The organism is Paenibacillus hemerocallicola, from assembly GCF_006265175.1.
Classification (GTDB): Bacteria; Bacillota; Bacilli; order Paenibacillales; family NBRC-103111; genus Paenibacillus_AB; species Paenibacillus_AB hemerocallicola.
Genome location: NZ_VDCQ01000087.1, coordinates 19,288 through 35,299, shown reverse-complemented (window position 1 = coordinate 35,299; position 16,012 = coordinate 19,288). Strand labels below are relative to the sequence as shown.

13 protein-coding genes are annotated in these 16,012 nt (G+C 50.8%); 11 read left to right on the top strand and 2 right to left on the bottom strand.

Features of this window, described 5'->3' with window-relative positions:
- Positions 1-803 (top strand): MFS transporter (locus FE784_RS36575; protein ID WP_139607181.1); only part of this gene is annotated, 803 nt, incomplete at its 5' end.
- 308 nt (positions 804-1,111) lie between these two features.
- Here the strand turns inward: FE784_RS36575 and blaOXA are convergent.
- The gene (gene blaOXA, locus FE784_RS36570; protein ID WP_139607180.1) at positions 1,112-1,912 is read right to left on the bottom strand and encodes a class D beta-lactamase; all 801 of its coding nucleotides are present in this window, start codon (positions 1,910-1,912) and stop codon (positions 1,112-1,114) included.
- 149 nt (positions 1,913-2,061) lie between these two features.
- Between blaOXA and FE784_RS36565 the strand changes: the two genes are divergently transcribed.
- Entirely contained in the window at positions 2,062-3,456 is a 1,395-nt protein-coding gene (locus FE784_RS36565) for an aminotransferase-like domain-containing protein (protein ID WP_139607179.1), read from the top strand.
- A gap of 136 nt (positions 3,457-3,592) precedes the next feature.
- On the opposite strand, the gene FE784_RS36560 is transcribed toward FE784_RS36565, so the two are convergent.
- Entirely contained in the window at positions 3,593-4,729 is a 1,137-nt protein-coding gene (locus FE784_RS36560) for a hypothetical protein (protein WP_139607178.1), read from the bottom strand.
- Positions 4,730-4,971: 242 nt separating this feature from the next.
- Here FE784_RS36560 and FE784_RS36555 point away from each other — a divergent pair, with 242 nt between their 5' ends.
- From FE784_RS36555 to FE784_RS36515, 9 genes are all read left to right on the top strand, one after another.
- A complete protein-coding gene (locus tag FE784_RS36555; protein ID WP_246132354.1) occupies positions 4,972-7,392 on the top strand; it encodes an extracellular solute-binding protein in 2,421 nt (806 codons plus the stop codon).
- A gap of 37 nt (positions 7,393-7,429) precedes the next feature.
- Entirely contained in the window at positions 7,430-7,828 is a 399-nt protein-coding gene (locus FE784_RS36550; RefSeq protein WP_139607176.1) for a hypothetical protein, read from the top strand.
- A 621-nt stretch (positions 7,829-8,449) separates the two neighbouring features.
- On the top strand, positions 8,450-8,902 hold the full coding sequence (locus tag FE784_RS36545) for a VOC family protein (RefSeq protein ID WP_139607175.1): 453 nt from the start codon (positions 8,450-8,452) through the stop codon (positions 8,900-8,902).
- Positions 8,903-9,293: 391 nt separating this feature from the next.
- Complete coding sequence (locus tag FE784_RS36540) at positions 9,294-10,238, top strand: alpha/beta hydrolase (protein WP_139607174.1); 945 nt, start codon at positions 9,294-9,296, stop codon at positions 10,236-10,238.
- A gap of 267 nt (positions 10,239-10,505) precedes the next feature.
- Entirely contained in the window at positions 10,506-10,628 is a 123-nt protein-coding gene (locus tag FE784_RS42240) for a cyclase family protein (protein WP_246132353.1), read from the top strand.
- 205 nt (positions 10,629-10,833) lie between these two features.
- Positions 10,834-11,688 carry an aminoglycoside 6-adenylyltransferase gene (gene ant(6) / locus FE784_RS36530; protein ID WP_139607173.1) on the top strand — a complete coding sequence of 285 codons (855 nt, stop codon included), beginning with the start codon at positions 10,834-10,836 and terminating at the stop codon, positions 11,686-11,688.
- Between the two features lie 479 nt (positions 11,689-12,167).
- On the top strand, positions 12,168-13,595 hold the full coding sequence (locus FE784_RS36525) for an extracellular solute-binding protein (protein WP_139607172.1): 1,428 nt from the start codon (positions 12,168-12,170) through the stop codon (positions 13,593-13,595).
- Entirely contained in the window at positions 13,579-14,910 is a 1,332-nt protein-coding gene (locus FE784_RS36520) for an ABC transporter substrate-binding protein (RefSeq protein WP_139607171.1), read from the top strand. Before FE784_RS36525 ends, FE784_RS36520 begins: the two co-directional genes overlap by 17 nt.
- Before the next feature lie 42 nt (positions 14,911-14,952).
- Complete coding sequence (locus tag FE784_RS36515) at positions 14,953-15,960, top strand: zinc-dependent alcohol dehydrogenase (RefSeq protein WP_246132352.1); 1,008 nt, start codon at positions 14,953-14,955, stop codon at positions 15,958-15,960.
- Positions 15,961-16,012 lie beyond the last annotated feature (52 nt).

Genomic DNA, 16,012 nt, shown 5'->3' with positions numbered 1-16,012 from the left:
TTTTTAACCTCCCGTGTCTCAACCTATGGGAGCATTATACTCTCCTTGATATTGCGTTGCTTCGTAACCGGACCTTCAGCGCAACGCTGGGTATGATATTCTTTACAACCGCGTCTATGGGCGGGATTATATTGTTCGTCAATCAGCATTTGCAGCTGGTCAAGGGATTGTCGCCCCTGAATGCAGGCTTATGGTTGTTGCCCCCGGCGGTAGCGGTCATTATCGGTACCATCTTGGCCCCAATACTCTCCAAGCGATTCGGTCCAGGTTATATAGTGAGTTTCGGAATGGCGATAGCCGGAATAGGGCTCCTCATGCTTGCATTGTATAACAGTTCATCCAGCTTGTATCTTGTAGTGGCTGGTTATTTTTTCACTTGCTTGGGTGTAGGTCCGGTCGGTGCGTTAGGAACCGATATCGTCGTAGGCTCGGCTCCGCCTGAAAAAGCCGGTTCGGCCTCCGCGATGTCGGAAACTTGCGGTGAACTCGGTGCTGCTCTCGGCGTTGCAGTGATGGGCAGTATCGGGACAGCAATTTATCGCGGTCAAATGGATGGATCTTTGCCTGTAGTGCTATCGCCCGAAGAAGCAAAAACTGCAGGGGATACGCTGGTAGGGGCCATTACCGTGTCGCAAAATCTACCGGATTCGATTGCATTCGAACTGCTGGATCAAGCACGCAATGCCTTTATCGCAGGCTTTAACATGGTATCGGCCATTAGCCTGATCGCAAGTATCTTGGTCGCTATCCTGGTATTCCGAATGCTGCACAATTTAAAACCGAGCAAGGAGACCCGGCATTAAAGCTGCTGAAATGCGCTGATAGAACCGTGCGCGGAACTTGCCGTTTGCGGCTTGTTTGCCGCTATCCCAGCGACTTCGAACGAGCTGGGCAGTGACTTCTTCGGCGGTTTCCCCATATTTCAGTAATATTCAGTACCGTTGCACAAAAGCCTGGCGCGCGATAGGCCGGGTTTGCAAGCAAAGGACCGTCAGGGTTCCCTGACGGTTTTGTACGTTTGTGGTCATGGGATTAGGTGAGCCTACAGCCGCTAACGCACAAGTTACGTGGCAAGATAACAGAGAGTAAGCAAGTTACTTAAAGAAAATGCTTATAAAATGTTCAACTGCTCCAGACATTCGAGAGTAATCGTCTTGGCAGTCGTGCCGCTGCTGTCCACGTTGGTGGCGAATACCCATGTAGCCGTATCGGTCTCCACATAGCCGATATACCATCCGAGGCCTAGATCGGATAGCCTCGTCCCTGTTTTGCCATGAATCGTGTAGTCGTCCTGCTCGTTATCGATCATGATGCGTTTGACTGTTTTCATCGTTTGCTCGTGGAACGGTAGAGATTCTTCTACGAGCTTCTCCATGAATTGAGCCTGCTCTTGTGCGGAGATGGTCAGACTGCTGTCCAACCAGAACTTATCGATTCCGCCACTGATGTCTTGATTGCCGTATTGGATCCGATTGAGGTTGCTCTGCATCCGATCAGAACCAATGTCCCGAGCTAGTGCTTGGTAATACCAGATGGCGGAATGCCTCATGGCAGAAGCCAGTGTGTGGTCCCGATTCCAGACGTCGAATTCCCGAACTACCCCGTCCCATCGTTTGACTTCGTACTCGTCCTCCACGGCATGTTCTTCCAAGCCGATTAATGCATTGGGAACTTTGAATGAGGATTCCGGTGTGAAACGCTGACTGCTCCTCTTCAGGTTATAGATGTAAATTTTATCCGTCTTCAGGTTCTTGATAACGGTTGTGCCTGAAACACCATGGAATAATTGTTCTGCACGAAGTTCCTTCACACCGGGATTCGCGTTAGCGGAGCTCGCGATACTGTCAAGGGAGCTAGTACTTGTAAACAGCATGGAAATAAAAAGCAGAACGACAACCTTAACTTTTTTCATCTTGCATTCCTCCTCCAACATCAGCATAATGGTTCAAAAAGCAACAATAGGAGTTTCTACCTGTTGAGTATACGAGTATCTGGATGAATTTTATATGGTGTTATTCTTGAATTGTACCCTTACAGTTCGGAAGGAAAGGGGATAGAAGAATGCTATATGAAGAGATCGTGGATCAGATGGTGAAACGCATCGAGGAAGGATTATTGAAGCCGGGGAACAGACTGCCTTCTATTCGTGCTTTAACCCAAGACTTCGCTTGCAGCAAGAATACGGTGATTAAGGCTTATATCGAATTAGAGAAGAGGCATATCATCTATTCCGTACCCCAGAGCGGTTATTATGTCGTAGAGGGCTACCGAGGACGGGAAAAAACGGAGGAAATGCGGGCCACAATCGACTTCCTCTCAGCTGGTCCCGATCGACATGCGATGCCCTATCGCGACTTCCAACACTGTATCAATCAGGCTATTGAACGATATAAAGAAGAAATGTTCACGTACGCGGACATTCAAGGGCTCCATTCGCTGCGAGTCCAGCTGGCCCGGCATTTGCAAGAGCTTCAGGTGTTCACGGTACCCGAGAGAATTTATGTCGTAACCGGCTCGCAGCAAGCTCTGCATCTGCTTGTATCCCTGCCTTTTCCCAATGGCAAGCATAATATATGTCTGGAGCAGCCCACGCATGCTGGGTTTATCGAATCTATTCGACAACATGGAATGGCGGCTTATGGAATAGAAGTAGGGAACGAGGGGATTGATCTGAAGCAGTTGGAACAGCTGTTCAAGCATCGCGATATCAAGCTGTTCTACACGGTCTCCCGATTTCACAACCCGACCGGTTACAGCCATACAAATGAAGCGAGGAGAAGGATCGTCGAATTAGCGCAGCAATATGATGTGTACATCATGGAAGATGACTATATGGGCGACCTCGACTCGAACGCCAAGGCTGACCCGATGTTTGCTTATGATCCTTCTGGCAGAGTTATTTATGTGAAAAGCTTCTCGAAAGTTATGCTGCCCGGTCTCAGACTCGGCTTGGCGGTGCTCCCTGACACATTGCGGGAAGCTTACCTGCGAGCCAAGTTTGCCGCGGACGTGCATACGCCGATGCTTACGCAAGGCGCGCTTGAGATTTACTTGCAGAGCGGAATGTTCAACGCGCATATTGATCGTATGAGGCAGATGTATAGCAGGAAGGCCACGCTCCTGCAGCAAGCTTTTCAAGCGTGGTTGCCTGCTGTGGCCACATACTCGGGTTCCTTATCCGGTTTTTATTCCACCGTCGGATTGCCGGTACCGATTAAGGCGAGGCAACTGCTGGAATACCTTAAGAATCAGCATGTATTAGTGGATCATGCAGAGCGCATGTACCTACCTGATTTCGCCAAAGACAACGTGATCCGTCTCAGTATCTCTCAAGTGGAAGAGGGCTTAATTGAGAAAGGAGTTCAAATAATAGCCAGAGGAATAGCCGAGCTGCTGAGCAGACGGACTGAAGTGAAGTTTGTGAGTAAGGATCCGAACGCGTGTCCTCCAGCATAAATCATCCGACATCTTGAGAATCAATCCAAAAATGCCGGGAGTCACGAACCTTGGCCGGCGTGGGTTTAGGGTAGGAAACACTAAGGGGCGTCCCGTCATGTTCGTGACTTTTGGGACAGCCCCTCTTGCCGTCCGCTTATCCTTTCAGCTTGAATTTCAAACTTCCGAATCCGGCTGCCGCCATGCTCAACCCTTTCTCGCCTATCGTATCGTCGCATGAAATGTTGTCCGATTTCTCGACAATTTCGATTTGTTTACCGAGCAACCCCGGATCAAGCTGCAAGGTAGCGGCCGAGACGGGCTGCAAAAAATCGACGCAATAATAGTTCACTCCGTTTACTTTGATCGTGTAAGCTTTCTCTGCTCCATCGCATTCCATCGGCACGTCGAGCGTATACCCGCCGCTATAGTGTACGGAATCATCTTCCATAAGCGTAATTGGCCCGTCTATCAGATGCGAGTAAATTTTATTGGATGAAGAAACAAAATGAATCGGCCCAGTCCCTTTATGCGACAAATCGCCCAATCCGCTTGCCCGGTTCGTATAGACCGCAATGACGTTGCCGGAATCGGCATAAACAAACCGGTCCCCACGATAAGGCAGCGTCCGCGAACTGTGCATGACGCCGTTCGGGGTATACTTCTCCTCACTATCGCTGAAATACACTTGCCCCGCGAATAGGTTCGTGGTCATCTGCAAGCCGATGTAGCCGTTAATCGTCAAGTCCTCCAATGCGGTCAAATGAACCGAAACCTCGATATGGTTCGGGGTAACCGTATAGGTGACGACTTCCTTCAGCGAATCCGCTTTTTCTCCGGTATGTACATTGATTTTGTTGGAGGCGGATATATAGTTTGTGACGACAAGCTTGACTTCAGCGCAATGGATGGCATCCTGATCGTTCATCATTGCCCCGTCCGCATACATGACCGCCGATATGCCTCTCGCCGTCGCAACCCCTTCCCCGCGAACTGTGCCATGATTCCCTCCGACCGTTCCGGTAAAAGAAGACGTGCTGCCCTGTAAGGCGGTAATTCCTCTATAGGGGGATACCCAGTCCGTTTTGATTTCATTCCAAAGTACCGGTGCCGCGAAATCGGGAGTCAAGCGTTCGGCCGGTTCTTTGTATATTTTCTTCGGATGAATGATTCGGTTGATACCGAGTTCGTTAAATTCCAGCACCATATTGTTGCCGGTACCGTAGCGAAACTTTACTTTGCAGCTTGTTCCGCTTTTTGCCGCGTACATCGACTTCCGCTCAGGCTGCGCCATCATTGCCCCTCCATCTGCTCTGTAATCGCGCGTGCCATTAAAAACAAGCGCTATACTAACAAAGTACCATATTCGAGTTCACGATGGTTGACTATAACTGTGCAATTGCCGATGCGGCTTGATCGTAATTGGTTCTTAAGAAAAAAAATTAAAATTAAACTTGTGACTTTTTTCCATCTTGAATTGTCTAACATGACTGGGAGGTGCACCGATCCGTGAATTGGCACGAAAATGATCTGTTAATGGAGCATTATGATCGCATCAAGCGGTATATCGCTTACAAAGCCGGAATCGATCAAGCGGAGGATTTGACGCAACAGGTGTTTCTCAAGGCGAATCAGTCGCTGAGCTCGTTTCAGAACAAGTCGAGTTTGTACACTTGGCTGTATGCCATTGCCTCCAACATCATGATGAACGAAGCAAAGAGGGCGTATCGCACCAAAGAGTTGCCGGTAGGTCAGGAGACTAGCATTTCGCGATTTATAACGACCGACTTCACGAAGGAGGTGGATTTCAAAATTGATCTCGGCACTTCCTTCAATAAACTGGATCCGATCGACCAAGAAATTCTCACGTTGCGTTATATTGCCGACTACTCCTTCCGCGACATCGCCAAGCTGTTGAAATTGAATGAAGGCGCGATCAAAAACAGGATGTACCGCTGCCTCGGAAAAATGAGAAAGGACTTGGAAAGCTGGCACATCGCGGCGCCCTTCAACCCCAAGCAGTATATTCATATGGTTAATATGCTGGAAACGGGGCAAAGCGGTCCCGGTCCGGAATTCCAGAAGGTGACCGACGATTTCACGGCCATATTGCGCCAAAACTTCCGGCGCATTACAGCTTTAAATTTCACCCCGCACACCAAAATTGCGTATGAGATTTATCCCGATCGAGAGTCGATGGTCCCGGAATATCCCTCTAATAAGAGCATCGGAAACTTCGGTAAGTTGAACGTCGTGAAGATCGTTTCACCTTTGAATCCGGAAGTTGATTATCGCAATACCGTCCGGCAATCTTTGGCTCTGTATAGCATGGCGTTAACCAAGCAATCGAATCCGCAAACACCGCTTTTTCTTGTGTATGGGATAGGAGGGTATGTCGGGCAAGGATTGACCCGCGAGCACGTCCGAAGTCGGATCACTTCCAGGTACCGGCAGCGTGAATTGCCTTCGATTACCTACTTGCGGGTAGCGGACTGGCTGAAGTTTTCAGAGATTGGAGGCTTCGATTTATGCTATACCCTGATTGATTTTATCGTAACCCGTTATAGCTGGGACGCCCTCCACCGCCTGCTTCGAGACGCGAGCAACCTCGAATCCATCTTCGGGCGCGCACCAGACCAATTTGAGGCGGAATGGAAGCAGTTCTTGATGGAACAGTATATGGAGGAGGCATGTGACTCATCAGGAGCCATAATGACCTCGGAACAGCCAAGTCCGAAAGAACGGTCTTTGAAGATTCTTGTACCCGACCATGACTCCGGATCAATCAGGTACAGAATAGCCACGTTCATCGAACATGCGCAAGCTTTCAAATCCGTCAATCCCGGGATCGAGGTTACCATTGACACAATTCCTATGTCCGATTTCCAGGGGGACAAATTTTTGGAACGAATAAGCGGCTCCAATGCGGCCGACCTCGTCTTTTGGCCTTATGATACCGCATTCAGCAGACAGAACCTGTTTGTCGATCTGCTTCACTTTTATAAGGAAGATGGACTAACGCCCGACGACTTATACAAACCGCTAACCGATTTGGTGACAGAGAACGGACAATTAACAGGGATCCCGATGTCTCCTCAACCGCTGGCCGTATTCTACAACAGAGATTGGTTCAACAGGGCAAACCTGCCCGAGCCGACGAAGGATTGGACATGGGAACAATTTTTCGCCATGTCGGTCCATTTGAAAGAGGCCAACACCACCCGGGGGAAGGAGATTTACGGCAGCGCGGTTCCGATCATCCCGGATTTATTTGAATCCCTTGCCCAAAGCAACGGCGGCAGCATGCTGTCACCTGACAATAGCCGCTTTACCGGATTTTTGGATAGCCGGCCTGTTATCGAAGCGTTCGCCTTGTTGCTGAAGAACAGTCAAGATATCGTAAAAAAGGTGCCCAATGGGACAAGTGCAATTCTTAGAGAAATTTCCTCCGGCAATGTGGGAATGGGCGTCGGGAGAATCGGGATCTATTCTTTTCTTGCCCGTAACCCGGAGCTGAAAGAAAGGATCGGAGTCGCTCCGCTGCCCCGCCTGGCGAGCGGAGTTCGGGCCAATGCGGTAGGGATGATCCAGGCTCTATCCATCGCCGCCGCTTCCAGGCAGCAACAACTGGCCTGGAAGTTCATGAAGGATATTGTCCTTAACCCGGAAAGCAAATTCCAAGTGGATTGGTCGAAACAGGAAACACTTGCCTCCCGGTCTTCCATACACAAGCTTAAGCTGAACGACGAGCCGGAATGGAAGGTATTCATAGACGAATTGAATCATGCCGTCAAGCCGGTCATTTACCGAAACCCCAAAATCAAAATGATCGCTGCGGCAAAAAATATGTTGAATCATCTTGTTTCTCTCAGCTCGGAAGCGGAATTGCAAATGGAACTTTCACGATTAGCCTCCGAGCTTGATGGATGGTTGGATGAGACAAATAAGCACGAATGAAGTGGAGGGCATTATTCTTTACAGGGGGAATTGACGAGTGAAAAAAATGAATATAGCTGTATGGGGGCCATTGTTGCTTCTTCCCGGTCTTTTTTTAACCGTGGCCGCGACCGGCGAATCGGGCCTTGCCGGCGCCGTTCTTGCATTTACTTCAACCCTTGTCGTCTCCGCATCGTTGCTGTTGAACCTGTACGGAGTCAATCGCAGCAGGAATAACCATCGTGTAATGATGTTTTTCATTGGCTTTTTTTTCGTTATAATCAATATGTTTCTTTACATGTACTCTTTGATCGTCGGGATAGCCAAAGTAAGTTTTTTCAGTAACGGATGGGCGCAGCTTCTATTTATACTTGCATTAATCATACCTGTCATTGTTGCTTTCATATTTGCCATGAAGGCCGGATTGCCGAGCACGAAGGACAAGAGAAGGCGATAGGGTGTCTGGTTCCCCCACGCAGAATTGACAAGTATCCGAAGACTCAAACCGAGGCGGTCATTTCCCGTTCTTTTGAAGTGAATAATTGGGGGGAGTGGAACGAATGAAAAAAGCGGCTGCGATCTATGTGTTATGCAGTGCCCTATTATCCGGCTGCTCCTGGGTGGACGAATCAGACAGTGAAGGTAGACGAAATCAAAAACCAGGAGTTATCATGCCTGCTTTCTGAGACCGACACGAATGACAAACTTCGGCTTTCTGCTTAGTTTTGTTAAACTAACGGGCAATTTAGTTTAATGATCAAGAATAATAAGCAGGAGATAATATCGTAACTCCGAATTGTTAAAGTATAAAAATATTAAGAGTTTAGAAAAGGGGTATCTACGTAATTTTATTACGTAAAACGATCATATTACGGTAATTACGAATTGAATTTCGTAGTATAAAAGTTCATTTGACATATCCGAAAACCAAATCTCACATTTTACTATACTGTGACTTATCTTTGTTATCATGAACTGTGACAAGATGTTAAATGTTTGGGAGGAATTGGTAGTTCTTGAATAGAATAAATATGAAGATGATCAGGTAATAAATTTGTACACATAAGGAGATAAAACTATGGCAAAAAACAAATTACTAAGAATGGACAATGTTGGCATCGTTGTAGAATCCCTTGATGACGCAATCTCTTTCTTCGAGGAGATTGGCTTGAAGCTCGAAGGGCGAGCTACTGTCGAAGGTGAATGGGCTGGTCGCGTAACCGGGCTGGGTTCACAGTGTGTAGAGATTGCTATGATGGTTACCCCAGATGGCCACAGCCGACTTGAACTTTCGCGATTTCTCACCCCACCTACTATATCAGATCACCGAACTGCTCCTGTAAATGCCCTCGGTTATCTACGCGTCATGTTCACCGTTGAAGACATTGACGAAATGGTATCCAGACTCACTAAGTTTGGTGCTCAGCTCGTTGGCGAAGTGGTTCAGTACGAGGACTCGTATCGGCTCTGCTACATTCGTGGAAATGAAGGACTTCTAATCGGTTTGGCGGAACAACTCGGTAATAAATAAGTGACGTTTAAAAGAAGACTTAACTGAAATATACATTACCGACTAACCGCATCGCGGCCGGCAGCAAGCTGCTTTAACTCGGTGGGACATCGTGATGCATGTAACGGAAATCAATGCAAAACCAAATTAAAGGGACTCAACTTACGGGTACGATAGCTCAATAAGCCGCCTCTTCAACGAGGCGGTTTTCTTATCGTAAAAATCAACATCAGGATTTAATATAGCCTTTATGATAAAGCTAACGGATACGATAGTGAAATCATTACGAACAGGAGTAGGGCGCGGCAGCGACCTAATCCTGTTCGTTGAAGTAACGGACAGGAACGCTTAGACTTCACCCAATCTGTGTAAACATGTATGTAACACTCAAATTTGAAAGGAGACATAAACGATGCCGAATGAAGTGAAGCTGGAGTCGGAAGCGCAGAAATTTGTGGAAGCAACGGCGAATCCGCCGTACCTGTATGAACTGGCCCCCGAGAAAGGCCGAAAGACGGTGGATGAGGTGCAGTCGATTCCTGTTACAAAGCCGGATGTGGATGTCAAGGAGCGTACGGTACCGGGTGGACCAAACGGTGAGGTGTCTGTAGTGATCTTGAAGCCAAAAAACGCCCCGGCGCTGCTGCCCGTTATCGTCTATATCCATGGTGCCGGCTGGGTGTTCGGAAATGCGCACACCCATGACCGGCTGATTCGTGAGCTGGCTGCGGGATCGCAATCCGTTGTCGTGTTCCCGAATTACAGCTTGTCCCCGGAGAACAAATACCCAACTGCGATTGAAGAGATCTATGCCGTCGTCAAATGGGTCGCTGAGAGCGGTGTGGAGATCGGAGCCGATCCCTCCAGATTGACGGTTGGCGGCGACAGCGTCGGCGGCAACATGACTGCTGCCGTCACGCTGATGGCGAAGCAACGTGGAGGGCCGGCCATCCATAAGCAGCTGTTGTTCTATCCCGTTACGGACGCCTCGTTCGATACGGACTCCTACAAGCAGTTTGCAAAGGGCTATTTCCTGAGTCGTGAAGGAATGCAATGGTTCTGGGACCAGTATACGACCGACCCCGAGGAACGGGCCCAGATCACGGCGTCGCCGCTCCGCGCCTCGATCGAACAGCTGAAGGGACTGCCGCCAGCGCTAGTCATCACCGGCGAAGCCGATGTCTTGCGTGATGAGGGAGAAGCTTATGCCAATAAGCTCCGTGAAGCCGGCGTGCCCGTGACGGCCGCACGCTTTCAGGGCATCATTCATGACTTCGTCATGTTGAATGCGTTGGCCGAAACCGCGGCTGCAAGAGGCGCGCTGGCGCTTGCGAACGCCTGGCTGAAGGGAAAGTGAATGGAGCGACTTCACCATTGCCGACACCACGATTCAAGCCGCTTACACTCCATTCTGTAAGCGGCTTTTCAGTACGAAATGAGCACCCGGCTTTCCAACGGGAAGATGCTCGCTAGCGATAATTAGGGATGAAGCCATTTCGGCACCAGAGTTGAGAGTGATCGATTTGTCGGTGCCGATTACGGACTGCATGCCCGTTTATCCCGGCGACCGGGAGGGGTAGCGCACACATACGAGTGGCACACATCGGAGTTGCGGCAGCTTTCGATGGGAACCCGGACCGGAACACACGTGGACGGGCCTTTGCACATGCACCCCGGTGCCTCGACGTTGGATGAGCTGCCATCGGTGCTATTTTTCGGAGCCTCGCGCGTAGTACGGAAGCTTTAGCATCCAGATGGAAGGCTGAATGGTTAGCTTTTTTATGGTAAAATGAAACATAGAAGGTAAAGAGATGGAGGACGATGACCTATGAAAATGCTGCCGGATAAATTCTAACGTTTACCAAGGAGAAAGTCATGCTTCATTCGAATTCGCGGACCGCCTTCCTTCGTTGTTAACATTACGGACAAAAATATGGGAGGGAGGATTCAAGATGAGAAGTGAACAAGAAATGATGAAAGTGCTAGTCGATTTTGCTGTGAATGATGATAGAGTCCGATTGGTAACTTTGGAAGGATCGCGTACAAACAAAAATATTCCCCCTGATCAGTTCCAGGATTATGACATTTCTTACTTTGTAACCGAGATGGATTCTTTCAAAGAAAATGATCGATGGCTCGAAATTTTTGGGAATCGTATTATGATGCAGAAACCTGAGGACATGGAGCTTTTTCCTTCCGAGTTAGGTAATTGGTTTTCCTATTTAATTCACTTTGAAGATGGTAATAAAGTAGACCTGACACTTATTCCAATTAACGAGCTTGAGGATTATTTCACCAAAAGCGACGGCTTAGTTGAGGTCCGGCTTGATAAGGATACTCGAATTAAAAATGAAGTGATCGCCGATGATCGTCAATATTGGATCAAGAGGCCAACTGCAAAGGAATTTGATGATTGTTGCAATGAGTTCTGGATGGTTTCAACTTACGTAGTAAAAGGATTGGCGAGAAAAGAAATACTTTTTGCTATTGACCATTTAAACGAGATTGCACGACCGAATTTGTTGAGAATGATGGCTTGGCAGATTGGATCAGAGCATGGTTATACCTTTAGTGTGGGGAAGAACTATAAATTTATAAATCGTTACCTTCCAAATGAAGATTGGGAAACACTCCTGTCTACCTATTCCGAGAATGGGTACAAGGAAATGAGGAAGTCTTTATTAACTTGTTATGAGTTATTTAGAAAATACTCAAAAGCTGTGTCAAAAAGTTTGAGTTATAAGTATCCCGATTACGATGAAGCCATTACCAAGTATACGGAAAATATTTATTCCACATTGACGTGAACTATGTATATCGACCGCCCTTAGGGGCGGTTTTCTTTTGGACCAAAAACTAATAATGAGATTTAACTTAGCTCACGCCGCGCCGCTTTACTAGGTTCCGGGAGACGCGTTCGGCGTGCGAGCGGAACCCGATTGACCTGATGTTGCGCATTGGAGTAGGTCAAGATTTCCGATTCACGGCGGCACCGCCCGAAAGGCGGGAAGAAACGGTGTAACGAAAACGAAAAACCATATCCGGTTTATAAAATAAACGTAAATATACAATTCCGGTTTATTTAAATGTAGTTTTAAAATAAAAAGCGCTGTGGTATAATCGGTTTCGAGCAAGTGAATGTATATTGTTTTAACCGGTTTATATATTTATCTTCAATTATATAAACCGGAATCGCAGGTCGAGGAAAGAAGGAGGGATTGCCTGGCGGAACCCGAATAAGTAGGGCATAACGACGATTGCACAATCGCAAGGAGAGAGCCGCCCGATGAGAGGAAGACCGACGAACGAACAGTTTCGCCAACTGCTTATGCATATGGTCCAAACGCTGAAACACGAGATTGAGGCAGGACAATACGAACCCGGAGCCGACTTGCCTTCGGAGAAGGTGCTTGCGGCCCGCTTCGGACTCAGCAATTTGTCTGCGCGCAAAGGACTCGCGACGCTCGCCGAGGAAGGCTGGATCGAGAAAATCCCGAATGTCGGCAACCGGGTGCTGCGAAGGCGGCAGCGGGTCGTCCTGACACTCGGTCTGAACGAGACGACGATGCGCAACATGGCGCTGTCCCGGCTGCTGGAGGACTTCAGCCGGCTGTATGCCTGGATCGAGGTCAAAATCAAAATCTACGCCCTGGGCGAGGACCCGGTCTATGTGGAACCGCAGGCGGAAGGGCAGCCCGACGTGTATACGATGAACAGTTTGCAGTTTCAGCAGCTGTGCGAGCGCGGCAAGGCGACATTGGTCGAGCCGCTGGACGCGCATCCCGGCGTTTTCCCTTTTCTGAACGAAGACTACAGCTTCGAAGGCGTCTGCCGGTTGCGGCCGATTATTTTTGCGCCTGTCGTGCTGGGTTACAACAAGCGGCATTTTCGCGAGAAGGGGCTGTCCGAGCCAAACGGCTCCTGGACCTGGGACGATTTGACCGCGTGCGCGGAGCAGTTGACCGAAGGGGAGCGCTACGGCTTCTGCTTCCATTTGCCGGATGTGAACCGTTGGCCGATTTTCCTGCTGCAAAGCCTCGACCCGGCACAAGGGCAGGGGGACGGCGGAGCGGACGTGGACGGCAAGGTAACGCGTCTGGTAGAAGGGGCGAAGCTGTGCAGGCGCATCGTACACAACCGGCGCATGTTTCCGCTGTACATGTCGGAGAACAACAGGGACATTGAACAGATGTTTCTCGAAGGCCGACTGTCGATGGTGCTGGCCAGCTACATGGCGATGAACGAATGGAAGGACGCCGGATTGGAATACGACATTTCGCCGGTGCCGTTTGTGTCCGAGCCGCGTACGCTGTACATTTCGGCCGGTGCCGGCATTGCGCGGACGTCCGCGCACCGGGAGGAGGCGCGGCTGCTGATCGACTACTTGTCCGGCGAGCGGGCGCAGACGCTCATCCGCGAGCATACGCTCAGCATTCCCGCGATGCAGCGCACGGGCCAGTCCGGATGGGGCGAGCAGACAACGAATCGTCCGGAGCGGTACGGCACGTACAGGGAGATACTCTTTTCCTGCCGGACGCATCGCCATTTGCCGGTGCTGCCGATGTCGATCGGCAAGCTGGCCGGTCTGATGAAGGCGTTTTGGGCCAATATGATTTCCGAGAAGGAACTGGGCGAACGGATCGGTGTTCTTGTCCGCGAGGCGGAGATGCACGGAACACAGAACGGGGGGAGTCCATATGTTCAACTGGAATAAACAAGCGGCGGTCGCCATACCGCTGGCGGCGCTGCTGGCGGTATTGCCCGCATGCGGAGGCGCGGAAAAGCCGGAAGCCGGCGGGACGGGAGCGCAGGGAGGCGGCGAAGCGGTCAAGAAGGCCGAGCCGTTCACGATGACGATTTACGCGGCGGGCGTCAAGCCGGAGGAGTTCGACAGCCGTTTTCGCGGCGCGCTGGAGAAGAAATTTCCGCACATTACATTCGACTACCAGACGAGCGACAAAGGCAATTCCATCACGGAAAAGGTGGCGCGAGGCGAAATTCCGGACATTATCCGCACGGATACGCCGACGATAAAGACCGGTTATCTGGACTTGCAGCTCGGCTATGACTTGCGCGAGATGGTCGGCAAACACAAGTACGATCTGAACCGGTTCGTCCCGTCGTTTATCCAGGACAACATCGACGCCGGACAGACGGGCGCGCTGTACGGCTTGCCGGTGCCGCCATATTTTCCGTCCGTGCTGTATTACAACAAGGATCTGTTCGACAAGTTCGGCGTCGCTTATCCGAAGGACGGCATGAGCTGGAACGAGATTTACGATCTCGCGGTAAAGCTGACCCGGGTCGACAGCGGCAAGGTAATCCGGGGCTTCAGCACGAACCTGATCGCGCAGCTGCGCGACAATCCGTTCTCGCTGCCGATTCTGGACCCGGAAAAAGACGGGTTGGCCGACCAGACGAAATGGAAAACGCTTTTCGACAATTTCAAACGCTTTCACGATATTCCGAACAACGGCGTGCAAAGTACGTTTGCGCTCGAAAACGCCCTGTTCACCAAAGGCGAATCGGCGATGTATTTGGGACAGCACAGCATTTATCTCGTCATCCCGCCCGAAATCAACTGGGACATCGTATCGGTGCCGACGCTCGACGGCGCGCCGAAACGGATGGGCCAGCGTTCGCCGGCATACTGGTCGATTACGCAGCAAAGCAAACATAAGGACGAAGCGTTCCAAGTCATCATGGAAATGCTGTCCGACGAAGTGCAGATGCAAGATTCGCGCAACGGGATTTTGACGACGCTGACCAACAAGGACATTCGCGAAGCGCTCGGCAAAGCGCATCCGGTGTACGGCACGAAAAACATGAAAGCGCTCACGTTGTATGAACCGACCGATCCGACGCCGAAGCGTGCGTCCGGAAAGGTGAATGTCTCCGGCAGCCGGCAGGAGACGATCATTTGGCAATCGTTTGTCAAAGCGGCGCAGGGCCAGCTGGACGTCAATTCGGCGCTGCGCGAGGCGGACGAACTGCTGAAGCAGGACATCGAGAAGGAGCGCGGCAAGTAAGGAAACAGAGAAGAGAGGCCGCGATAGAGGGAGAGAACGACTGTGGACATCATTCAAGTAACGGTAGCCCGCGAGGGTGAAATTCGGATCGAACAGCAGGCAAAACCGGTCCCCGGCGAGCACGAGGTGCTGGTCAAAACCGAATATTCCGCGATCAGCAACGGTACGGAGACGATGGTGCTGAACAACAAGTCAAGCGGCACGCGGCTCGGGTACAACTCGGTGGCGCGCATTGTCGCCAAGGGAGCGGGAGTCGAGCATTTGGCCATCGGGCAGCGCGTCGCCTGCTATGGTGAAGGCGCGCACGCGGACTACCGGCTCGTGCCGAAAGTGCTGGCCGTTCCGGTGCCGGACCATGTCGATGCCGAGGAAGCGGCGTTTGCCGGGCTAGGTGCGATCGCGATTCACGCGCTGCGTCAGGCGAAGCTGCAATTCGGCGAGACGGTCGTCATTGTCGGGCTGGGCATACTCGGTCAAATTACCGCGCAGATCGCGCATGCGGCCGCTTACGAGGTGATCGGCTGCGATCTGCTGCCGGAGCGCTGCGAGCGATTGCGGGCGGCTTGTCCCGGCATCACCGTATGCTCCGATGCCGCGCAGGTAAATGAAGCGCTGGAGAGGCTGGGCGCAGTCGGCCTGACGGGAGCGGACAGCGTGCTGCTGTGCGGAGGGGGCAAAGGAGACGGCTTGCTGGACCAGGCGATCGGCTGGCTGCGCGACCGGGGCAATGTGGTCATTGTCGGCGTACCGGACACGGTGTTTACGCGCAATGCCCTGTTCCGCAAGGAAGCGGAAATTCGCATTAGCCGAGCGGGAGGCCCGGGCCGTTATGACGAACGCTACGAGCGGGGCGGGTATGATTATCCCGGAGGGTACGTGCGGTGGACCGAAGGCCGAAATGTTGGCGAATTTGTTCGATTGTTGGCAAACAAACGAATTTCAATCAAACCGCTTGTACGGCACCGATTCGCATTCAGCCAGATTGCCGAGGCGTATCGGCTGTGCCGGGAGGAGCCGGAACGGACGCTTGGCATAGTGCTTCGCTACTGAACGACGCTGCGGAAAGAGCGTACCGTTCGGCTGCGGGCTTTCCGGAAGGAAG